A 24,497-nucleotide genomic window follows, 5' to 3' on the forward strand; every position below is an offset into this window, starting at 1 on the left:
ATTTACAAATATTTAGAGATGTTTTTTGAAATTGTAAGAGAGTCAATACCACATATTTTTTGTAACTCTTCAGTTGTCCCATGTTCAATAAATTGATCTGGAACACCAAGCAATTTAAATGTATTTTTATAATTATATTTTGAAGCGAACTCTAATATAGCACTACCAAATCCGCCTGTTAAACATCCATCTTCAACAGTAATAATAGTATGATACGTATTACAAATATCATGTAAGAGTTTTTCATCTAAAGGTTTAACAAAACGCATATCATAATGAGAAACCAAATGGTACTCGTTTAATAAATCTAATGCTTCAGTGCAGTTTTTAGAAATAGCACCTATACTTAAAATTGCTACTTTATCCCCTTTTTTTAATTGAATACCAGTTCCAATTTCTATTTCTGAAAAATCTTTTTGCCAATTTGTAGTTGTGCCTTTGCCTCTAGGATATCTTATGGCTATTGGTTGGCTTAACTTTCCTAATTGTGCTGTAAACATCATGTTACGTAGCTCTATCTCATTTCTAGGTGAAAAAATAATGAGATTTGGAATGCAGCGTAAATAGGCTAAATCGAATACACCATGATGTGTAGCGCCATCTTGTCCAACCAAACCAGCACGATCTAAACAAAAAATAACAGGTAGGCTTTGCAAAGCCACATCATGAATTACTTGATCGTAAGCGCGTTGTAAAAATGTGGAATAGATATTACAAAAAGGAATAAGACCTTGGGTAGCCATTCCAGCAGCAAGTGTTACGGCGTGTTGTTCAGCAATACCAACGTCGAAAGCACGTTCAGGAATTTCTTCCATCATAAACTTTAAAGAACTCCCAGTAGGCATGGCAGGTGTTATGCCTATAATTTGTTTGTTTTTCTTAGCTAACTCTACAAGGGTAAAACCAAAAACATCTTGATATTTTGGAGGTTCGTTTAAGCCTGTTTTTGGAACCAACTCCCCCGTATCTGCATCAAATTTACCTGGGGCATGATACGTAACTTGGTTATCTTCGGCTTGTTTTAACCCTTTTCCTTTAGTGGTTATTATATGTAAAAATTTTGGTCCTTTTACTGTTTTAAGTCGTTCTAGTTCAGAGATTATCTTAAAAATATTATGACCATCTATTGGACCAGAATAATCGAAATTTAAAGCTTCAAAAATGTTATCTTGTTTTTGAGTGCCTTTTTTTACGTTAGTCAAATATTGTTTAAGCGCACCAACAGAAGGGTCTATTCCAATGGCATTGTCGTTTAAAATGACTAATAGGTTGGCATCGGTAACTCCAGCATGATTTAAACCTTCGAAAGCCATACCACTGGCTATAGATGCATCTCCAATAATGGCAATATGTTGCTTTTTTAAATCACCTTTTAATTGAGATGCTATGGCCATTCCTAAAGCAGCAGAGATAGATGTAGAAGAATGTCCAACTCCAAAGGAGTCAAATTCACTTTCATCTCTTTTTGGGAACCCACTTATTCCATGAAGCTGCCTGTTGGTATGAAAACAATCTTTTCTTCCAGTTAATATTTTATGTCCATAGGCTTGATGTCCTACGTCCCAAATTAGTAGATCCTCAGGTGTATTAAAAACATAATGTAAAGCAATAGTTAATTCTATTACTCCCAAACTTGCACCTAAATGGCCTTCTTTTGTAGCAATAACTTGTATAATAAACTGTCTTAGTTCTTTAGCTAAGATTGGAAGTTTATTAATTTGTAGTTTTCGTAATTCCTCAGGAGAATTAACAGTGTTCAAAATTTCCATTGATGTTGTTGTGAAATATTCAGTAAAATTATTAAAATAGAAGTTAATTTGATGACTTTGAGAAGTATTTTCATATTTATTATCATAATAAGCAGAAGCAAGTTATATTTGTGAAATTCAAAAAACAAATAACTCTAAAAGAATGAGAAATAATTACTTCCAAAAACTATTATTAGTTGGCATGTTATTATTTGGATTTGTAGGTTTTGCACAACATAACTTAACTAATTCTGAATATAATAATGTTATTAAAAACTATTTAAATCTTAATCAAGCTAAATATCATTTAACAGCAAATGATATTCAAGATTTGTATGTAAACAATGAGTACTTTTCTAAGAGTACAAAAATAAACCATGTTTATATCAATCAACGTTTTCAAGGTATTGAAATTTACAATGCTATTTCGAGTGTTGCCATAAAAGACGATGCTGTTTTTTATTATGCCAATAGCTTAATAAGTAACATTAGTGAGAAAATAAATACAATCACTCCACAAATTAATGCACAACGCGCTATTGAAAATGCTGTTTCACAATTAAATTTAGGAACTATTCAAGGCTTGGAATTACTATCTGAAAAAGATAAAGTGTACCTATACAATACTGGAGGTGTATCTCAGGTTAACATCCCGGTTAAATTGGTCTATACTTTAACAGAGCAAGGGGAATTAAAACTTTCTTGGGATTTAAGTATTCATACTTTAAATGGCAAAAACTGGTGGAGTTTAAGAGTTGATGCTGTAACAGGAAATATTATTGATACTAATGATTGGGTTGTGTCTTGTAGTTTTGGAGATGGAGACCATTCAAATCATGATTTTCATGCTAATGTAAAAGATGATTTTAGTTTGTTTAAAACCAATTCTTTTTTAGCCGATGGCTCGCAATATAATGTGTTTGCTTTTCCTGTTGAAGCACCAAGTTTTGGAGGAAGAACTTTGCTAAGTTCTCCAGCAGACGATAACGCCTCTCCTTACGGATGGCATGATATTAATGGAGCTGCAGGTGCAGAATATACCATTACAAGAGGTAACAATGTACATGCTTATGAAGATACGAGTGCTACTGACACGCCAGGTGATTCACCTGATGGAACAGCATCTTTAAATTTTGATTTTCCATTAAACATTAGTCAAGATCCTTCAGGATACCAAGATGTTTCTTTAACGAACTTGTTTTATGTAAATAACATCATGCATGATATTTGGTATCAATATGGTTTTGATGAAGCCTCAGGAAATTTTCAAGAAAACAATTACGGTAGTGGTGGTTTAGGAAGTGATTATGTTAATGCCCAAGGACAAGATGGTGGAGGTACAGATAACGCTAATTTTGGAACACCACCAGATGGACAAAATCCACAAATGCAAATGTACCTATGGTCTATTCCAGGAGGGATTCAAAATTTAGTAACTGTTAATAACAGTACGGTTGCTGGGGCTTATCCAGCTGTTAATCCTGCAACTACACCTCCTAATAATATTACAGGAATAGGTAGTACACCAGTTACAGCAGATCTAGTATTAGTGGACGATGGTACAGCTTTGCCAAATGAAGGGTGTAATCCAATATCAAGTGTAGCTGGTAAAATTGCAGTTGTTATAAGAGGTACTTGCCCATTTGTAGATAAAATTCAAAATGCACAAGATGCTGGAGCTGTTGCTGTTATTGTTGTAAATCACAATAACCCAGATGGCGATCCTGCTTATGTGCCTTATGTAAATATGGCTGGAGAAGTAGATCCATTATTTATAATTCCTTCTGTGTTTATGAATTATGAGAATGGTCAAATATTAATTTCAGCTATGCAAACACAAACATTAAATGTGACTTTACAAGGTCCGGATGCTTTTATGTTGGATGGTAGTTTCGATAATGGAATTGTTGCTCATGAATATGGTCATGGTATATCAAATAGGTTAGCTGGGGGTCCAGCTGCTGCAGGATGTTTAAGTAATCCAGAACAAATGGGAGAAGGTTGGTCCGATTGGTTTGGTTTAATGCTAACAATGAAACCAGGTGATCAGCCGGAAGACGCAAGAGGTATTGGAACTTATGCAATAGGACAACCTACAAATGGTCTTGGAATTAGATTAGCACCATACAGTACAGATTTTGCTATAAACGATTATACATATATTGATACCAACGATTCAGCAAATGTAGCAGCCCCACACGGAATTGGGTTTATATGGGGGACTATTCTATGGGATTTAACTTGGGCCTATGTAGATAAATATGGTTTTGATACCGACTTATATAATGGAACAGGTGGAAACAATAAGGTAATGCAACTAGTTCTTGATGGGTTGAAATTACAAAACTGTAGTCCTGGATTTGTTGCAGGTAGAGATGGGCTTTTAGCTGCAGATTTAGCTTTAACTGGAGGAGAAGACCAATGTTTAATTTGGGAAGTGTTTGCTAATAGAGGTGTTGGTTTAAACGCATCTCAAGGGCTAGGGTTTACTAGAACAGATCAAGTGGAAGATTTTACAATGCCTCCATCTGATGATCCTTCTTTAGCAAACTGTACAAGTTTAAGTGTGAGTGAATTTAATTCAAACAACTATAAAGTGTATCCAAACCCTACAAATGGAAGTTTGTTTATTAAAACAGCTAAAAATTATGGTCAAGTAACACTTACTATAACAGATATTAATGGAAGACAAGTGCTTTCTGAAAAAGCAGAGTTGTTTAATCAAGTGGAATTGAATATCAATAAATTACAAACAGGTATTTATATTTTAAATATTCATGGAGAATCTTTTAGTGCTAATCATAAGATTATCAAAAACTAAATAGTTTTTTAACTGAAAAATTTTAAGACAGCTATAATTTTATAGCTGTCTTTTTTTATTTTTATCCTATGGAAAACATGTTTGACGACAACTATTTTATGAAAAAAGCTTTACAGGAAGCCGAAATTGCTTTTGATACAGGTGAAATTCCAGTTGGAGCTGTAATAGTAATTGATAATCGTATTATTGCAAGAGCACATAATTTAACCGAGCTTTTAAACGATGTAACAGCTCATGCCGAAATGCAAGCCATTACTGCTGCAGCTAACTTCTTAGGAGGAAAGTATCTTCAAAATTGCACACTCTATGTGACCTTAGAGCCTTGTCAGATGTGTGCAGGAGCTTTGTATTGGAGCCAAATAAGTAAAATTGTTTATGGTGCTAGAGACAAAGAAAGAGGCTGCATAGCTTTGGAAGCAAAATTACACCCTAAAACCATTATGATTGGTGGAGTTTTAGAAGAAGAAGCTTCGCAATTATTAAAACGCTTTTTTATACAAAAAAGAAATTTAAATTAAGAGTTCTTCTTTTCCCTATACTCACGCATTTTATCTAAATTCTCTTTGTTTATCATATAATCTTTAAGATTTCTATCTTTCCATCTGTAATATGAAAATAGAGGAAATACAAAAATAAAAAGCCCTACAACGCCTAAACCTATTAGTTTTTCAGAGTTATCTGCTTCTAAAAAATAGCCAGCTAAAATGCTACCTACAGAAAGAATAAAAAGAATGAATATGGTAATTTTTAAAATAGAATTTGTCATTAAGTAAAGTTAATTAATTCGTTCCTATAGGCTGTTAATAATTTTGATTTTGACACAAAGCCATAATATTTCCCATTTTTAATGACAGGCAAATTCCAGGCATTTGTATCTTGAAATTTTTTCATGACTACTCTCATGCTATCTTTTTCATATTCAATTCGTCCTGGAGGTAATTGCATGAATGTTTCAACCGAAGTCGTATTGTATAAAGATTGGTCGAACATGATATTCCTGATGTCATCTAAAAGAATAATTCCAACAAGAATCTGGTTTTCATTAATAACAGGAAAAAGATTCCTATTCGATTTTGAAACGCCTACATGAAGCATGTCTCCTAAAGACATTTCTGGATGTAATGTGATGAAATTTTTCTCAATCACACTATCTAAATTCATGGTGGTTAAAACATTTTGATCTCTATCATGAGTTAATAAATCTCCTCTCTCAGCTAATTCCTTAGTATAGATGGTGTGTTCCATATAGTTTTTGGTAATTAAATAGGAAATAGCTACTGTTATCATAAGAGGTAAAAACAACTCATAACCTCCAGTAATTTCAGCAATTAAAAAAATGGCTGTTAATGGGGCGTGTATCACACCGGCTATAAGTCCAGCCATTCCAACTAAAGTAAAGTTAGACTCTGATACTTGATGTCCAAAACCTATGTTGTTTACAATTTTAGCGACCACATTTCCTAAAGCACTTCCCATAACCATAGTAGGAACAATAACCCCTCCAACACCTCCTGCAGCAAAAGTGGTTGTCATAGCAATAGCTTTAAAAATTGTAAAGCCTATTAAAAGGACAATTACAACCCATATATTATCTAAGTATTCATCGAATATGGTAGATCCTAAGGCGTGTAAATAATTCCCATCAAAAAGATCTTTTGTAAAACTTAAACCCTCCCCATAAAGAGGTGGAATAAAATAGAGCATGACGCCTATTCCAAAACCTCCTACCAAGAGTTTTGTAAACTTGGTTTTAAACCTATCAAAGAAGGCATAAATTGCAAAGTAAATTTTAGTGAAATATATGGAGGCAATTCCAGTGCCTAAACCTAAAATGATATAAAAAACAGTATCCCTAATGGTAAACTTATCGGTAAGCTCGAAGTTGAAAAGGACTTCATCTCCCAAAAAAAAGTAAGAGGTTAATACCGAAGAAATAGATGCAATTAATAATGGTAATAAGGAAGCAAAGGTTAAATCTAAACTAAAGACTTCCACAGCAAAAACAATGGCTGCAATAGGCGATTTAAACATGGAAGCAACAGCTCCAGCGGTAGCACAAGCAATAAGCAAGGTTCTGGTTTTCTTGTCGATGTGCATTAACCTACTTAAATTAGAACTTATAGCAGAACCTGAGGTAATTGCCGGACCTAATAACCCAACAGAACCACCAAATCCAACAGTTAATGGCGCCATGATAATAGGATGGTAAATAAGCTTATAAGAAAGTAACCCTTTTTGTCTTAAAAGCGAATATAAAAGTGAAGGAACAGCACGTTTAATAAAAGGAGGCACCGATGGGATCATCTCTTTTTTAAACAGGTATTTTTTTAAGACATATACAAAAAACAATCCTACAAAAGGTAGAATGAAATACAACTGATTTTCAGAAAAAACAATTCCTTTTTCTAAGAATACCTGAATGGAGTAAGTAATGTTTTTAAGAATTAAAGCAGCCAAACCGGTAGATAAACCTACAAAAATACTCAATAGTAAAACAAAGTTTTTCTGAGAGATATGTTTATACCTCCAAATTATAAATTGTTTTATTAAATTTTTTACTTCCATTTAAAGGTTTTGGGTCGTTTTAAACTATAATTAATCTTTCATTACAAAATAAGCATAGGTATATAATGCAAACAGAATTACTGTAAAAATTAATACCAGATATAAGATAATTTGGATAATCTTCTTTCTCATAATTTAAAACTACTAAAAAATCCTGCAATTGCAGGATTTTTTTATTTATGATTTCAAGTTGAGTTTTAGACTTAATTCCTCAAGTTGCTTATTATCGAGAGGCGCTGGAGCATCAATCATAACATCACGACCAGAATTATTTTTCGGGAAGGCAATAAAGTCTCTAATAGTTTCCTGACCTCCAAGAATAGCAACTAATCTATCCAAGCCAAAAGCCAAACCACCATGTGGAGGTGCACCATATTCGAAGGCATTCATTAAGAATCCAAATTGTTCTTTAGCTTCCTCTTCAGTAAAGCCCAGGTAATCGAACATTAAAGCTTGTGTTTTTTTATCGTGAATTCTAATTGAACCTCCACCAATTTCATTTCCATTCAACACCAAATCGTAGGCATTAGCTTTTACGGCTCCCGGGTTTGTAGCCAATAATTCTAACTGTCCTGGTTTTGGCGAAGTAAAAGGGTGGTGCATAGCGTGGTAACGCTCTGTATCCTCATCCCATTCTAATAATGGAAAGTCCAGTACCCAAAGTGGTGCAAACTCGTTAGGTTTACGTAAGCCTAAACGTTCTGCTAATTCCATACGTAAGGCACTTAATTGCGCTCTTACTTTATTTTTATCTCCAGAAAGTACACAAACTAAATCGCCAGGTTTAGCGCCAGTTTTTTCAGCCCATTTAGCTAAATCTTCTTGATCGTAGAACTTATCTACAGAAGATTTATAGCTTCCATCGTCATTACAACGAGAATAAACCATACCTAAAGCACCAACTTGAGGACGTTTTACCCAGTCAATTAATTTGTCGATTTCTTTTCTTGTGTAGCTATTTCCTCCTGGAACAGCAATTCCAACAACTAATTCGGCAGAATTAAATACACCAAAATCTTTGTGTTGTGCCACATCGTTTAATTCGCCAAATTCCATCCCAAAACGGATGTCTGGTTTATCGTTTCCATATAAACGCATAGCATCGTCGTAAAGCATTCTTGGGAATTCATTTATTTCAACCCCATTCACTTCTTTTAAAAGATGTCTGGTTAAACCTTCAAAAGCATTTAAGATATCTTCTTGCTCCACAAAAGCCATTTCGCAGTCAATTTGTGTAAATTCCGGCTGCCTGTCTGCGCGTAAATCTTCGTCTCTAAAACATTTTACAATTTGAAAATATTTATCCATGCCACCAACCATCAATAGTTGTTTGAAGGTCTGTGGACTTTGAGGAAGAGCATAAAACTCACCTTCGTTCATTCTAGAAGGTACTACAAAATCTCTTGCACCTTCTGGAGTGGATTTAATTAAATACGGTGTTTCAACTTCAATAAAACCATCATTAGATAAATAATTTCTAACTTCTTGAGTGACTTTATGTCTAAAAATTAAGCTGTTTTTTACCGGATTTCTACGAATATCTAAATAGCGATATTTCATTCGAATATCTTCGCCACCATCCGTTTTATTTTCAATGGTAAAGGGGGGTAATATAGATTCGTTTAAAATATCCATTTTAGAAACCAATATCTCTACATCACCAGTAGGAATGTTTGGATTTTTAGAAGCACGTTCAATAACAGTTCCAGTCACTTGAATTACAAATTCACGACCAAGATTTTGAGCTTTTTCCATCATGGCTTTTGGTGTGCGTTCTTCATCAAAAACCAATTGTGTAATACCGTATCGATCGCGTAAATCTACCCAAACAATAAACCCTTTATCACGAGATTTTTGTATCCAACCAGAAAGAGTGACCTCCGTATCGATGTGTGATGCTCTTAATTCACCACAAGTATGACTTCTATACATAAAAATTAAAATTTGAACTTGCCTGCTTTTAACTCAAGTTATTAAATAGGTTGCAAATTTAAGGAAGTTAACCGATTATTAAATAAAAAAAGCCGCAACATTTGTTGAGGCCTTTTCCGCTATTAATTATTGCTTAGGGAAAGCAATAATTTAAATGATAATAATTTTAGTTTTGTTCTTCTAGGGTTTCAACTCTAGCTTCTTTTCTTATTTTGCTTCGTAACCACATTTTAAATTTAGTTATTAAATAGAAAAGCACAGGTACAATTATTAACGTTAAAAATGTAGCTACTAATAATCCGTAAATTACTGTCCACGCCAATGGTCCCCAAAACACAACGTTATCCCCACCCATATAAATATCGGCATCAAACTCTTTAAAAAACGAAAAGAAATTAATATTTAATCCAATAGCTAAGGGAATTAAACCAAGAATGGTTGTAATAGCCGTTAGTAATACGGGACGTAAACGTGCTTTTCCTGCTCTTACAATAGTTTCGAATAAATCTTTTCCTTCTAAATACTCATCATCGTCTAAATCTAATTCCTGTTTTTTCCGGTCAATTAATAATTGGGCATAATCGAGGAGAACCACCCCGTTATTTACTACAATTCCTGCCAGCGAAATAATTCCAACCATAGTCATCATAATAACAAAAGAACTTCCTGTAATTACAATACCACCAAAAACTCCAATAAAGCTCAAAAAGATGGCCAACATAATAATTGCTGGTTTTGAAATGGAATTAAACTGAAATATTAAGATAAAGAATATCAATCCTAAACCAGTTAATAAGGCGCCATTTAAAAAGTCTTGTTGTTTTTGTTGTTCTTCAATTTGTCCGGTATAATCTACTTTTATATTTTTAGAAATACCTTTATAGCTTTTCATTTCTTTTTGAATTTGCGCTATAATGGCACCTGCATCAATAAATCCAGGAGATAATGCCGAATAAACAGTCACAATACGTCTTGTGTTTTTGTGTTTAATAGCACTAAATCCAGACGTGTTTTCGTGCTTAGTAACGGCTGATACTGGAACACTTTTTATTTGTCCTGTATTATCTCTAAAAGTGATGTTCTGATTAAAAAGTGCACTGGTATTATAACGATTTTCTTCATTAAAACGCACATATATATCAAAATCGTCTCCATCTTCTTTATAAATTCCAGCTTTAGATCCGAAAATAGAATTCCTTAATTGTTGTCCCACTTGTGCAGCACTAATCCCCAATTCTCCAGCTTTCTCCCTGTCAACAACCACTCTCATGGATGGTTTGTCTTTGTTGACATCAATTTTAAGTTCATCAATGCCAGGAATATTCTTGTTATTAATGAATTCACGCATGTTTTCAGCAGTTCGAATTAACTCGTCGTAATCGTCTCCTTCAATTTCAATATTAATGGGAGATCCGGCTGGGGGGCCATTTTCGTCTTTTTCCACGGAAATAAGAACTCCAGGGAAAATACCAACGAGGGATTGTTGAACTTTTTGACGTAAAAGTTCACTGTCTTCTCCACGACGAAATTTATATTCACGCATGGAAGCCGTTATTTTTGCTTTGTGTGGCATCTCGGCCGAAGAACCACTATCTGCTCTAGGGTTTCCAGCGCCTTCACCTACCTGTGAAACAGCACTCTCTACCATAAAGTTGTAATCCCCATCTTTATACTGATTATCGTCTATTACGTTATAAACAATTTTCTCAATTTCTTTGGTGATGGCATTGGTTTTCTCAATGGCAGTACCTTGTGGGTATTCTATATAAACAATTATCTGATTGGGTTTATTGTCTGGGAAAAACTCTACTTGAGTTCGTTGTGTGGATAGTGAAATTCCAAAGGCAACAAAAGCTAGAATCAACAAACCAAAAGTTCCAATGGTTAATCCATAAGGTCTCCATCCCGATAAGGCCCAACGTAATTGCTTTTCATACCAACGCTCTAGTTTTACAAGTGTTTTTGTTTGAAAGCTATTGGCCCATTTACGTAAAAAGAGTCTATAAACCCAAAGCATAATAGCTGTAAAAACCATTAAAGATCCTAGAGCACGGTACTCTCCCCCAAAAATAAATATTAAAATACCGATGACCGCTATAATGATTGTGGTTCTAATAATTTTATTTAATGGCATGTCTTTGTCTTCAGTTTCCATAAACTGGGATACTAATACCGAGTTAAAGAAAACGGCGACAAACAAAGAGGAACCTAGAACTATGGATAAGGTAATAGGTAAAACCATCATGAATTCTCCCATAATTCCTGGCCATAGACCTAATGGAATAAAAGCGGCAACCGTAGTGGCTGTTGAAATTATAATAGGAAAAGCAATTTCACCAATTCCTAATTTGGCTGCTTCAATTCTGCTCATGCCTTCTTCGTCCATAAGTCGATAGACGTTTTCTACAACTACAATTCCGTTGTCTACCAGCATACCTAGACCCATGATTAAACCAAAAAGTACCATGGTATTTAAACTTTGACCTAAGGCGTTTAAAATCATTAGCGACATGAACATCGACATAGGGATGGCAAACCCAACAAAGATGGCGTTTTTAAATCCTAAAAAGAACATTAAAACGGTTACAACAAGAATAACTCCAAAAATAATATTGTTTACTAAATCGTCTACCTGTGCAATGGTTACAGAAGATTGGTCGTTAGCAATTGTGACTTTTAAATCTTGAGGAAACACATTATCAATGGCTTCTTGTACAATAATTTGTGTCTGCTCTGCAGCAGCAACCATGTTTTTTCCAGCACGTTTCTTTACATCTAACATGACTACTGGTTCACCAAATTCGCGAGCAAAAGTGGTTTTGTCTTCTTCATGAAAAGTAACTGTTGCCACATCTTTTAGATAAATGGCATGGCCTTTTTCAGCTTTTACTACAAAGTTTTTAAGTTGTTCTGGTGTTTCTATTTCACCTAAAATTCTAATGGTTCTACGTTGTCCACTTGCTATTAAGTTTCCGGCAGACATGGTAACGTTTCCGTTGTTTATGGCGTTTATAATATCGCTAAAAGTTACTTCAGCAGCCATCATTTTAAAGATATCTACGGCAACTTCTACTTCCTTGTCTTGAGCACCTCGAATATCTACTTTTTTAATTTCTAATAAATCTTCAATTTCATCTTGAAGATATTCGCCATATTCTTTAAGTTTTTCAACGGGATAATCTCCAGAAATATTAATGTTTAGAATGGGCATTTCTTCCGAAAGGCTCAACTCGAACACATCTGGTTTTACTTTAGCACCATTAGACATAGGCCAATCTTCCCCAGCTGTTTTGGTGTCTATTTCATCTTTTACTTTCTGTTTGGCTTGCTCAACTGTAAGATGCTCGTCGAATTCCACAATAATCATAGAAAAATCTTCTTGAGAGGTTGAGGTTATTTCTACAACGTTACTTACTGTTTTTAGTTCGTCTTCTAAAGGGTCTGTAATAAGTTTTTCAACATCTTCTGCAGTGTTTCCTGGATAGATGGAACTTACATATATTTTGGTTTCGTTTACCTCTGGAAAACTTTCACGAGGCATGTCGAAAAATGCAGCTACTCCTAAGTAAAACATTACCAGAATAAGCACATACATGGTGGTTTTATTATTAATAGCCCATGATGCTAAGCCAAATTCTTTATCGACTTGTTTTTTCTTTTTCTTAGTCATTATTGGCTAGTTTTTGGCGTTAGAGTTTTCGTTTTTTTCGCTATTGTTGCCATTAGGTAATTCAATAACTTTCACGGTTTGTCCGTCTTTAACACTTCTAGCGCCTTCTTGTACAATTTCTGCACCATCCTCTATGCCTTCAAGCACTTCTATAATGTCTCCTTGAGTTTTTCCAGTTTTAATTATAACACGTTTTACTTCTCCTTCATCTTGTGCGTTTTTATTAGTTATTATATATATGTATTGCTCACCTTGTGCATTTTCTGAAATAATACTGAGAGGAATCAATATGGCCTTTTCGTTGGTATAATCGTTAATTTTAAGTCTGGCTGTTAAGTTGGGTTTTATGGATTTGTCCTTATTAGGAACGCTTACTTCTACCTTGAAGGTTCTGTTGGCCGGATTGATAACATCTCCTACTTGTCGAATTTTGGTTTCTAAGGTTTTTCCTAGAATTGGAAATTCTACTACTACGTGTTTTCCAATAGTAATATCTGAAATATATTTTTCAGGAACATCCGTTTCAATATACATGTTTTCTAAATTGACTATTCTTAGAATTTGCGATTGACCTGCAACTACAACACTTCCCTGTTCTGTAATGACATTATCTATGGTTCCAGAAAATGGGGCAGTAATATTGGTTTTAGCCATTTGCTGTTTTAATTGATTTACGGCTTCAGATTGAGATTCGAATGCCGATTTGGCTTGTAAATATTGGATTTCACTTCCAATGTTTTGATCCCATAAACGTTTTTGACGCTCAAACGTTGTTTTAGCCAAATTTGTCTGTATTTCCAATTGTGCTAATTGTTGACTTAAACCTCCATCATCAATTTTTGCCAAAAGTTGACCTTTATTAACTTTTTGACCCTCTTTTACATAGACATGGGTTAAAATCCCATTATATTCTGGTGTAATAGTAAGTAAGCTTTTGGTTGTAACATTTCCTTGAATTTCAAGTTGATGCATAAACACTTCCTGCTTGGCACTAAATGTTGTTATTAATGGAATCTTTTTAATAGTATCTAATTGCGCAATTTTCTCATTAAGCAAAGCTATTTGCTCATTAAGTTTTTGCTGCTCTGTATCAATTTCGCTACGTTTTTCTTTTAATTCTGTTAAATTATTAGATGCTATCACAGCATCAAAAGACTTGACTTTTTTATCTCCACAAGATGAGATAATGAGTGCTAATATGATGAGGAGTTTTATGTTTTTCATGAGTGATTAGTGATTAATTGGCTTAATAGTTTACAGTGTTTAATATGGTTTCTAATTCTGCTTTATTGGCTATAACATCGAACATGGCTTGTAAATATTCTTGTTGCGCAGTATATAGTTGTGTTTGTGCTTGTCTTAAATCGAAACTCGAAGCAATACCTTCAAAAAATTTGGTTTGATTTTTTTGTTCAATACGTTCAGAGAGATTTAAATTTTGGCGTTTGTTTTCGTATTCTTCTAAAGCAAAACGATAATTACTTTTTGCATTTGCTATTTGAAACTTTAATTGTTGTTCGGTTTCTGTTAAATCTTCTTTAGCAATTTCTAAATCTATTTGTGCGCGTTGGGTTGCTGCACTTCTCATGCCTGAACTGAAGATAGGAATAGACATACTAACACCTAAAAGAGAAGAACCATACCATTCTTGATTGTTGTTTGCAAAGTTAAATTTCTCACCATAACCACTATATCCTGCATTTACAAAAGCATTTAGACTTGGTAAAAAGTTGCTTTTCTCCAATTTTAAAAGTAATTCTTTTGATACTTCTTGATTCTTAGCAATTTGATAATCGATGCTGTTTTCAATATTTTCATCTGCTTCAAGAAGTTCTAATGAAATGTTTTGAAGCGTTAACGTTTCAAGATTATCTGTTAAAACAAGAGATTCATTTAAATCGATTCCTAAAGTTATATTAAACATTTTATAAGATAAATCTTTTAAACGCTCCACATTGTTTAGGTAGCTTTCTAAGCCGGTTAAAGTAATTTGTAACTGTTCTACGCTTTCCTCTTCGGCTAATCCGTTTTCGAAAATTTTGGTTGTCTCGTTGAGGTTTTTTTCAAGAACTTCAATATTCTTATTTACAATTTGTAAATTTTCTTCTGCCAATAGTACATTTCCATAAGCGTTTATGACTGCTTGTCTAACTTCTAAATCTGTTTTTGTTTTTGCATTTTCAGAAATTTCTAAATACACCTTGGCCGATTGCAACCCAACAATATACGAGCCATCAAATAATAACTGATTAAGAGTCGCTATGGCATTCACACTTTGTTTGGGGCTAAAGGTTACTGGAACAAAGGTGCCTGGTGTGCCTCCAGCAATTTCTGCCGGAAGCAAAGAAACTTGCTGTTTTAGCCAATTTTGATAATCTACAGCCCCATTAATTTGAGGTAATCCAGAAGCTGTAGTTTCCCATTTTTGCTTTTCGGCTGCTTCAATATCTCTAACAGCATTTTTGGCTGCTCGATTGTTTTCTAGTGCAAAATCTATAGCTTCTTGTAGAGAGAAATTGTTTGGAGTTTCTTGCGAAAACAGCCAAGAGGTGAAGCATAAAGTTAATAATAATGAAAGAGGATGTTTCATGTTTGTTAGTTGTCTGTGTTTAGCGTTTTTATTTCGTGTTTATGAGTTTGTTTAATTTATCAATACCCTTTTGAGTACTAATACCTCGAATATGATACTCTAAAAAATTATCCATAAGTGTTTTCATGGAAAAATCATTTAAAGGGAATAATTCAGGATCTTTTAAACACATCATAGTATTAAAATATAACCTTGAAATAAATTCGATATTTATGGTGTCTCGATAATAGCCTTCTTTGACACCACGAGTTAAATTATTTGTAACGCAGTCTTGCATGATGCAAAATTGATTGGTTTTTAATTTGTCGAAAATCTTAGGGTAATACTTTTGAAGTTGATGTTGAGGTGATGATTTTTCGTCCTTTAAATGCTCCATGGTGAATTTTTTAATTTCAAAAATTTCATCAATTGGACTTTTATTTAAGGCACAAATACAATCTATACCATGAGATATAAGTTCAAACATATAGAGTGTGGTTGCTTCAACCAACTTGGTTTTATTGTCAAAATGCTGGTAAATAGTTTTTTTAGATATGCCTATGCTGCTGGCAATATCGTCCATAGTGACGCTCTTAAACCCATAGTTTAAAAACATATCTGAAGCGCTAATAAGGATTTTGTCTCTCATAATAGAGTGCAAATGTACAATAGGAAACTTTAAAAACCTAAAAAGTTTCCATGGTTTTGGATATTTGTTAATATTGATGAAACTTGTTGTATAAATACCTCTAATTACACTATTTTTGTTCGATGCAACAAGTATCATTTTATCAAGAAGCATTTGTTTCTTATTTAAATCGTTTTACAGGAAAGAGAGAACCTGAATCTTTATATAATCCCATTAACTATATTTTAAAACTAGGAGGTAAACGATTGCGTCCTGTTTTAACTTTAATGACATCTGAAATTTTTGATTGTGATTATAAAGAAGCTCTAGATGCAGCCTTGAGTATTGAAATATTTCATAATTTTTCCTTAGTTCATGATGATATTATGGACGATGCTCCTTTGCGAAGAGGGAAGGAAACAGTCCATGAAAAGTGGGATTTAAATACAGGTATTCTTTCTGGAGACGCTATGTTAATAATGGCATATCAATTATTTGAAAACTATAATCCTGAAACATTTCAAGCATTAGCAAAATTATTTAGTAAAACAGCTTTAGAAGTTTGCGAAGGTCAGCAATTTGATATCGATTTTGAAACTAGAGACGATGTTACAGTTCTAGAATATCTAAAAATGATTGAATACAAAACAGCGGTTTTGGTTGGTGCCGCCATGAAAATGGGAGCTATTGTAGCAAAAGCTGGTGAAAAAGATCAAAATATAATATACGAATTTGGTAAAAACTTAGGGATTGCATTTCAACTGCAAGACGATTATTTAGACGTGTTTGGAGATCCGGAAACTTTTGGAAAGCAGGTTGGAGGAGATATTATCGAAAACAAAAAAACCTATCTGTATTTAAAAGCTGTAGAGTTTTCTGCTTCAAACAAAAAAACAGAATTACAACACCTTTATAGTTTAAATACCACCGACCATTCTGAAAAAATTAAGACTGCCAAACATATTTTTGTTTCCAGTGGAGCTGCTGAAGCCACACAAAAAAAGATTGAAAGTTATACTGAAAAGGCATTTTTAGAATTAGAGAAATTAGATATTTCAAAAGAAAATAAATTAAAGCTCATGGCTTTTGGAAAGCAATTGATGAGTAGGAATGTATAGAACATGTCTAAATTTTACTTCAATTAAATAAATGCAACAATTAAAAACCATCCAAGATATTCTGGACACATCCATCCAATTGAATTTATTTAAAAAATTGGTGCAGCAGTTAAATAAAGATTTTTTATATGCCAATATTGATTTGAGTTTTGATGAAGATGTTCTACCTACAAGTTTAAAGCTCATGCTCCATGAAACCATCTATAAATTAATCCAAGAAAAATTTATGGATTATTTAAATCTCCTATATATTATTGATGTGCCAGAATACAAAGTTAAGCAATTAGATGGCAGCGATGTATTATTACTTTCTGAGCAAGTAACTTATTTATTACTTCAAAGAGAGTGGCAAAAAGTTTGGTTTAAACAACAATACTCCTAAAAGTAAACACGTACAAAAGGCATCCATGGATCTGCATAGGTGCTTTTGTATTTGTCGTATAACACATCAAACCTAATTCCAATGGTTACATTTCTTGCACGATACCCAGCTCCAAGGAATAATGATGGATACCAATAATTTTCGTTAGCAAATCCTGTTCTATTGTCCCAATTAATATTTACATTGTTTTCTTCAAACTCTGCAGAAATTTGAATTTCATCAATAGGATTAAAAAGCCCAATAATACTTCCACCTAAAACAGTAGATTTATAATAATATTTTTGAGAGTTATAGGTACCACTAAGTCCAACACCTAAGGCAAATTGTCTGTTAAATTGATAAATTGCACTTGGCGCCAAAGTACCACTAAAAAATTCGTTCCCAAAACTTAAACCAATCCCACCACCAAAACGCACATGATTCCAAAAATCACTTTTTTGGGAATTATTACTTTCTTGTGCAAAAAGTGGGGTAGTAAACAAACAAATTAAAAGCAGAATAAAAACATGAGATTTTTGTTTAAACAGAGATTGTTTTTTCATAACGTAGATTTTGGTTAAAATTGTAGTGTATAAAAATAATAAAAGCATATCTAATTTTACTAAATGTTGTACTTTTGTATAAATTTAGTTTAAACGTTTTAGTTTTCATTTTATATGGACAAATATTCTTTCTTAAATGCAGCACATACAGCATATTTTGCTGAATTATACGATCAATATTTAAAAAACCCAGATTCTGTAGAGCCAAGTTGGAGAGCTTTTTTCCAAGGTTTCGATTTTGGTAGCGAAACCGTTGGCATGGTGGATGCGCCTTCAGAAGCAATTTCTTGCGAACATGTTTCAGAAAGCCTTACAAAAGAGTTTCAGGTTATAAAATTAATAGATGGGTATCGAACTAGAGGGCATTTGTTTACTAAAACGAATCCAGTTAGAGATCGTAGAAAATATACTCCAACCCTAGAGATTGAAAATTTTGGTTTATCAAAATCAGACTTAAATACGGTTTTTAGCGCAGGAGATGCTATTGGAATTGGCCCTAAGACACTCCAGGAAATAATTAATCATTTAGAAAAAATCTACTGTAGTTCTATTGGTGTTGAGTATATGTATATTAGAAAACCTGAGGAAATACAGTGGATTCAGGAAAAACTAAATATCAGCGACAATCAGCCAAACTTTACTAATGATGAGAAGAAATACTTTCTTAAGAAATTAAATCAAGCTGTATCTTTTGAAACGTTCTTACATACTAAATATGTGGGTCAGAAACGTTTTTCGTTAGAAGGTGGAGAATCTTTAATACCAGGTTTAGATGCATTAATAGAAACTGCTGCCAAATACGATGTTAAAGAATTTGTTATGGGAATGGCTCATCGTGGTCGTTTAAGTACCTTAACTAATATCTTTGGGAAATCGGCTAAAGATATCTTTAGTGAGTTTGATGGAAAAGATTACGAACAAGAGGTTTTTGACGGAGACGTTAAATATCACTTAGGTTGGACTAGCGACCGAGTTACAAATTCTGGTAAAAAAATTAATTTAAATATTGCGCCTAATCCATCTCACTTAGAAACCGTTGGTGCTTTGGTAGAAGGAATAACAAGAGCAAAACAAGATGATAAATACGCTGATAATCCATCTCAGGTACTGCCAATAATAGTACATGGAGATGCAGCGATCGCAGGACAAGGTTTGGTTTATGAGATTATTCAGATGGCAGATTTGGACGGATACAAAACCAATGGAACCATTCATGTAGTAGTAAATAACCAAATAGGTTTTACAACCAATTATCTAGATGCAAGATCTAGTACCTATTGTACAGACATTGCTAAAGTAACACTTTCACCCGTTTTGCATGTTAATGCAGACGATGTCGAAGCTGTAGTGCACGCCATGCTATTTGCACTTCATTTTAGAATGAAATTTAAACGAGATGTGTTTATAGACTTATTAGGTTATAGAAAATATGGACATAATGAAGGTGATGAACCTCGTTTTACCCAACCAAAACTCTATAGGGCTATTTCAAAACACGACAACCCTAGAGATATCTATGCGAATAAATTATTAGATGAAGGTGTAATTACTAAAGGATATGTTGAAAAGTTAGAAAAAGATTATAAAGATAAACTAGAAGAAAATTTAGAAGATTCTAGAAAAGAAGAAAAAACAGAAATTACACCATTCATGCAAAACGAATGGGTAGATTATATTACGGTTGATGAAGATAAGATGATAAAGTCTGTGGACACCACTTATCCTAAAGAAAATTTAGCAAATATAACCAAAGTACTATCTTCATTACCAAAAGACAAAAAGTTTATTCGTAAAATTTCTCGTTTAGTAGAATCTAGACAAGATATGTTTAACGAGGATAAGTTAGATTGGGCTATGGCAGAACACTTAGCTTATGGGTCTATTTTAGAAGAAGGATTCGATGTTAGAATTTCTGGACAAGATGTTGAGAGAGGAACATTTTCTCACAGGCATGCTGTTGTAAAAGTAGAAGATAGCGAAGAAGAAATTGTTTTACATAATTCAATTAGTGAGGATCAAGGAAAATTCTATATTTATAACTCCTTACTTTCAGAGTATGGCGTTGTAGGTTTCGATTATGGTTATGCTATGGCAAGCCCTAGAACTTTAACTATTTGGGAAGCACAATTTGGAGACTTTAGTAATGGTGCCCAAATTATGATAGATCAATATATATCGGCTGCTGAAGATAAGTGGAAACTTCAAAACGGTTTGGTTATGTTATTGCCACATGGTTACGAAGGTCAAGGAGCAGAGCACTCTTCAGGTAGAATGGAACGTTACTTACAACTTTGTGCGAAAGACAATATGTTTGTTGCCGACTGTACAACTCCGGCAAATATGTTCCATTTATTAAGAAGACAAGTTAAAGCTAAGTTTAGAAAACCTTTAATTGTGTTTACACCTAAAAGTTTGTTGCGTCATCCTTTGGTTGTTTCTACCGTAGATGAATTTGTAAATGGCGAATTTAAAATGCTAATTGACGATGAAAAAGCAGAGGTGGCTAAAATTAAAACTTTAGTACTTCTTACTGGAAAATTCTATTACGATTTACTAGAAGAGCAAGAGAAACTAGAGAGAGATGATGTAGCTTTAGTAAGAATTGAGCAACTATTCCCATTGCCTATAGAAGATATAAAAGCCATTTTAAAGAAATATAAGAATGCTACAGATATTGTTTGGGCTCAAGAAGAACCTAGAAACATGGGAGCTTATAGTCATATGTTAATGCATCTAGATGAAGCTAAAACGTTTAGAGTCGTTTCACGTAGACCATATGGTGCACCAGCAGCAGGAAGTTCGGTACGTTCTAAAAAGCGTCATAAAGAAGTGATAGATTTTGTATTCGATAAAACCAAAAACAATCAACGTTAAATGAAGAAAGGATTGTTCGTATTATTATTGCTTGTCTCTATAGTGTCCTTTTCACAAGAAAAGGAAAACTATAAAAAGGTGGTGTCAGAATTTGAATCGTTTTATAATGATGAAAATTATGATGCTATATATAATATGTATAATTACGATATGAAAAAAGCTTTGCCTTTAGTAAAGACCAAAGCCTTTTTTACAGATTTGAATAAAAATTTAGGACATATTTCTAAAGTTGAATTCAACAAACTGAAAGATTTAGCACATATTTATAAAATAACTTTTGCTTCGGAAGTAAGAGATTTATCGGTTTATTTAGACAATAATAACAGAATAGGTGGTTTGATGGTAACCTATCATAAACCTGATAACTTAAAGCTTCTAGAAAGAAATAGCACCAAACTGAAACTGCCTTTTAATGACGAATGGGATGTGTTTTGGGGAGGAACGGAAGAAGCTGAAAATTATCATGTGGCTTATGAAAATCAGAAATTTGCCTATGATATTTTAATAATGAAAGATGGCGTGTCCTTTCATGGAGATGCTAAGGTAAACGAAAATTATTTTGCTTTTGGAAAAGAAATTATTGCTCCATGCGATGCTAAAGTAGTAAAAGTTATAACTGGAGTTGAAGACAATATCCCAGGAGAATTAAATCCGGAACAACTTACAGGAAATACAATCGTGTTGGAAACGAGTAATAAAGAGTATATTTTGTTTGCACATTTAAAATATCAATCTATAGTTGTAAGAGAGGGCCAGTTTATAAGACAAGGAGGTTTGTTAGGTCAATGTGGAAATTCAGGAAATTCAACCGAACCACATCTACATGTTAGTTTGCAGAACACAGTGGATATGAATATTGCCACAGGAGGAAAAATGTACTTTGACAAGATTTTAGTCAATGACGAATTAAAACGAGATTATCTTCCTGTAAAAGGAGATGTTATAAAAAATATAGGTAGATAATGCCTGTATTGGTATAAAAATAAATTAGATTAAAGACCTGTCCTAAGCTTTAAATCATCTATTAAAAAGGACAAAAAAGAAATAGAACAAAAACAACGTAAGCAAATAGGTTACAAATAAAATTATAATTATGATTTTAGAAATGAAAGTTCCTTCACCAGGAGAGTCAATTACAGAAGTAGAAATAGCAACTTGGTTAGTTCAAGATGGAGATTATGTAGAAAAAGACCAAGCCATTGCTGAGGTAGATAGCGACAAGGCTACATTAGAATTACCCGCTGAAGCAAGTGGAATCATTACACTTAAAGCAGAAGAAGGTGATGCTGTTGCTGTAGGAGCTGTTGTTTGTTTAATAGATACAAGTGCATCTAAACCAGAGGGGGATTCTGCCCCAGAAAAAGAGGAAGCTCCTAAAAAGGAAGAGGCTCCTAAAAAAGAAGAAAAACCAGCTGCAGAAACTAAAACTTATGCAACTGGAACTGCAAGTCCTGCTGCTAAAAAGATTTTAGCTGAAAAAGGTATCGAAGCTTCAAGTATTTCTGGAACTGGAAAAGACGGTCGTGTTACTAAAGAAGATGCTGTGCAAGCCGTACCTTCTATGGGAACGCCTACAGGAGGGAACAGAGGGTCTTCCAGAAGTAGAATGTCTATGTTACGTCGTAAAGTGGCAGAACGTTTAGTTGAAGCTAAAAATACAACTGCTATGTTAACTACGTTTAACGAAGTTGATATGTCGCCAATCTTTGCTTTGCGTAACGAGTATAAAGAAACTTTTAAAAACAAGCACGGCGTAGGTTTAGGATTTATGTCTTTCTTTACTTTAGCTGTTGTTAGAGCTTTAAAAATGTATCCTGCAGTAAACTCAATGATAGATGGAAACGAAATGATTTCTTACGATTTTGTAGATATTTCAATTGCGGTTTCTGGACCAAAAGGATTAATGGTACCAGTAATGAGAAATACTGAAAACTTAAGCTTTAGAGGAGTTGAGTCTGAAGTTAAACGTTTAGCTATTCGCGCAAGAGACGGTCAAATTACTGTAGATGAAATGACCGGTGGAACCTTTACTATTTCTAATGGGGGAGTTTTTGGAAGTATGTTATCTACTCCAATTATTAACCCGCCACAAAGTGGTATTTTAGGAATGCATAATATTGTGGAGCGCCCTGTTGCTGTAAATGGAAAAGTTGAAATTAGACCAATTATGTATGTAGCCTTATCTTACGACCATAGAATAATAGATGGAAAAGAATCTGTAGGATTTTTAGTAGCTGTAAAAGAAGCTTTAGAAAATCCAACAGAATTATTAATGAATAATGAAGTGAAAAAAGCTTTAGAATTATAAGTAAAGTTAAAATAGTATTAAATAAGAAAGCGCAATCTAATAATTAGGTTGCGCTTTTTTCTTGAAAATAACTAACTAAAAAAAATTCACAAGAATATTGATTGAAATAACAGTTACAACAACAATAACTAATCCAATTATAAAAAATTTATTGACAGAATCCGACTCGTTTTCCATGATTTTAAAAATTTTAGATTTAGGGTGTTCCATAACTTTTAAAAGAAAATAAAACTCTGTGTCTTTTACCACACAGAGCTTTATAATATATCCCTTAAAGGTAATTGATTAATAGCACTGTAAATATCTTAATAAACTGAATGCCAAACAATACGTAGTACTACGTATTTTTTAGGAAATAGTTTTTAGAAGAGTTTTTCGCTATTCTTAAAGAAGCCTGATTACTATAAAAAAACCGCCATATCTGCAGTGCTTTCCTGGATGTTTTTTATAAATTTTTAGCCTATAAAAACGACCTATAAGAATATTATAAAAAATTGAAAACTGAGGCAAATTATAAGGTAAAGTCTTTATCTATTTAAATCATGAAGATGTAAATGTTATAAATGAAGAAAGCTCTAAACAAAATGAATCATTTAGAGCTTTCATAATTCTCCCTAAGAACTAATTAATAGCAAGACAAATATCGGTATTATAAACACACCAAACAATACGTAGTACTACGTATATTTCACCCTAAATGGGTCTTATTTTCTTTTGCCCAAAACAGTAAGCTGTATTTTGTAGGCGTAATATTTAATTTTTTATGAATATTACTTTTATGTTTTTCAACTGTACGAAACGATATAAACATCAGTTCTCCAATCTCTTTAGCTGTTTTGTTTTCTGCAATATGTTTTAAAACGTCAATTTCTGTTGGAGTTAAAGTGTTAAACTCTTCTGGTGCTTCTTCCGCTTCCAAATAAGAAAGTAACTCTTGACTAAAATATGGAATGTCTTTAGATACGGCATCTATACAATGTTCAATTTCTACAAGAGCAAACTCCTTTAGTACATAACCATAAATGCTTAAAGATTTGGCCTGTTTGTATATGGCTTCATCTTTTTCGAATGTAATAAGGATTATTTTAGTCTCGTAATTTAATTCCTGGCATTTTTTAGCAATTTCTAAACCTGTTAAAAAAGGCATTTGTATATCCAAGATGGCTATTTCAGGTTTATGGGTTTCAATAAGTTCAAAAGCTTCTTTACCATTTACAGCACTTGCTAATACGTTATATTTTTTTTCTAATAGAAAATCGTTTAAACCTTTTAGGATTAGTGGGTGGTCATCAGCAATAATAATGGAAGTTTGCATAGTTACTGTTGGTTAGTAGGTTTCG

Annotated in this window: 17 protein-coding genes; 7 read left to right on the forward strand and 10 right to left on the reverse strand. The window is 33.4% G+C overall.

Annotated features, from left to right (window positions below; translation table 11 throughout):
* Positions 1–2: 2 nt before the first annotated feature.
* Positions 3–1,769, reverse strand: a complete 1,767-nt coding sequence (gene dxs, locus OS191_RS12070) for a 1-deoxy-D-xylulose-5-phosphate synthase (RefSeq protein ID WP_267155967.1) — start codon at positions 1,767–1,769, stop codon at positions 3–5.
* Positions 1,770–1,911: 142 nt separating this feature from the next.
* Here dxs and OS191_RS12075 point away from each other — a divergent pair, with 142 nt between their 5' ends.
* Together OS191_RS12075 and OS191_RS12080 are read left to right on the forward strand one after the other, a co-directional pair.
* On the forward strand, positions 1,912–4,569 hold the full coding sequence (locus OS191_RS12075) for a T9SS-dependent M36 family metallopeptidase (protein WP_267155968.1): 2,658 nt from the start codon (positions 1,912–1,914) through the stop codon (positions 4,567–4,569).
* Positions 4,570–4,637: 68 nt separating this feature from the next.
* Positions 4,638–5,087 (forward strand): nucleoside deaminase, encoded by a 450-nt coding sequence (locus OS191_RS12080; RefSeq protein ID WP_267155969.1) that lies wholly within the window; start codon positions 4,638–4,640, stop codon positions 5,085–5,087.
* Here OS191_RS12080 and OS191_RS12085 read toward each other — a convergent pair.
* The 7 genes from OS191_RS12085 to OS191_RS12115 all read right to left on the reverse strand — a co-directional run bounded on the left by OS191_RS12085 (position 5,084) and on the right by OS191_RS12115 (position 15,954).
* Positions 5,084–5,335: a hypothetical protein gene (locus OS191_RS12085; RefSeq protein ID WP_267155970.1), complete on the reverse strand. Its 252-nt coding sequence runs from the start codon at positions 5,333–5,335 to the stop codon at positions 5,084–5,086. The genes OS191_RS12080 and OS191_RS12085 overlap by 4 nt on opposite strands.
* A complete protein-coding gene (locus OS191_RS12090; protein ID WP_267155971.1) occupies positions 5,335–7,134 on the reverse strand; it encodes a chloride channel protein in 1,800 nt (599 codons plus the stop codon). Before OS191_RS12090 ends, OS191_RS12085 begins: the two co-directional genes overlap by 1 nt.
* A gap of 177 nt (positions 7,135–7,311) precedes the next feature.
* Positions 7,312–9,066 (reverse strand): aspartate--tRNA ligase, encoded by a 1,755-nt coding sequence (gene aspS, locus OS191_RS12095; RefSeq protein WP_267155972.1) that lies wholly within the window; start codon positions 9,064–9,066, stop codon positions 7,312–7,314.
* A gap of 166 nt (positions 9,067–9,232) precedes the next feature.
* Positions 9,233–12,736, reverse strand: a complete 3,504-nt coding sequence (locus OS191_RS12100) for an efflux RND transporter permease subunit (RefSeq protein WP_267155973.1) — start codon at positions 12,734–12,736, stop codon at positions 9,233–9,235.
* Positions 12,737–12,742: 6 nt separating this feature from the next.
* Positions 12,743–13,960, reverse strand: a complete 1,218-nt coding sequence (locus OS191_RS12105; RefSeq protein WP_267155974.1) for an efflux RND transporter periplasmic adaptor subunit — start codon at positions 13,958–13,960, stop codon at positions 12,743–12,745.
* A gap of 22 nt (positions 13,961–13,982) precedes the next feature.
* Complete coding sequence (locus OS191_RS12110; RefSeq protein ID WP_267155975.1) at positions 13,983–15,326, reverse strand: TolC family protein; 1,344 nt, start codon at positions 15,324–15,326, stop codon at positions 13,983–13,985.
* Positions 15,327–15,354: 28 nt separating this feature from the next.
* The gene (locus OS191_RS12115) at positions 15,355–15,954 is read right to left on the reverse strand and encodes a TetR/AcrR family transcriptional regulator (protein WP_267155976.1); all 600 of its coding nucleotides are present in this window, start codon (positions 15,952–15,954) and stop codon (positions 15,355–15,357) included.
* 122 nt (positions 15,955–16,076) lie between these two features.
* Here OS191_RS12115 and OS191_RS12120 point away from each other — a divergent pair, with 122 nt between their 5' ends.
* Entirely contained in the window at positions 16,077–17,051 is a 975-nt protein-coding gene (locus OS191_RS12120) for a polyprenyl synthetase family protein (protein WP_267155977.1), read from the forward strand.
* A gap of 31 nt (positions 17,052–17,082) precedes the next feature.
* Positions 17,083–17,433 carry a hypothetical protein gene (locus tag OS191_RS12125; RefSeq protein ID WP_267155978.1) on the forward strand — a complete coding sequence of 117 codons (351 nt, stop codon included), beginning with the start codon at positions 17,083–17,085 and terminating at the stop codon, positions 17,431–17,433.
* Here the strand turns inward: OS191_RS12125 and OS191_RS12130 are convergent.
* On the reverse strand, positions 17,430–17,975 hold the full coding sequence (locus OS191_RS12130; RefSeq protein ID WP_267155979.1) for an alpha-ketoglutarate decarboxylase: 546 nt from the start codon (positions 17,973–17,975) through the stop codon (positions 17,430–17,432). The genes OS191_RS12125 and OS191_RS12130 overlap by 4 nt on opposite strands.
* A 114-nt stretch (positions 17,976–18,089) precedes the next feature.
* Here OS191_RS12130 and OS191_RS12135 point away from each other — a divergent pair, with 114 nt between their 5' ends.
* The 3 genes from OS191_RS12135 (at position 18,090) to odhB (ending at position 23,157) form a co-directional block, all read left to right on the forward strand.
* Positions 18,090–20,849 (forward strand): 2-oxoglutarate dehydrogenase E1 component, encoded by a 2,760-nt coding sequence (locus OS191_RS12135; RefSeq protein WP_267155980.1) that lies wholly within the window; start codon positions 18,090–18,092, stop codon positions 20,847–20,849.
* Complete coding sequence (locus OS191_RS12140) at positions 20,850–21,812, forward strand: M23 family metallopeptidase (RefSeq protein ID WP_267155981.1); 963 nt, start codon at positions 20,850–20,852, stop codon at positions 21,810–21,812.
* 130 nt (positions 21,813–21,942) lie between these two features.
* Entirely contained in the window at positions 21,943–23,157 is a 1,215-nt protein-coding gene (gene odhB, locus OS191_RS12145) for a 2-oxoglutarate dehydrogenase complex dihydrolipoyllysine-residue succinyltransferase (protein ID WP_267155982.1), read from the forward strand.
* Between the two features lie 688 nt (positions 23,158–23,845).
* Here odhB and OS191_RS12150 read toward each other — a convergent pair.
* Entirely contained in the window at positions 23,846–24,472 is a 627-nt protein-coding gene (locus OS191_RS12150) for a response regulator transcription factor (protein ID WP_267155983.1), read from the reverse strand.
* Positions 24,473–24,497 lie beyond the last annotated feature (25 nt).

It is taken from the genome of Xanthomarina sp. F2636L (assembly GCF_026410195.1).
Taxonomy (GTDB): Bacteria; Bacteroidota; Bacteroidia; order Flavobacteriales; family Flavobacteriaceae; genus Xanthomarina.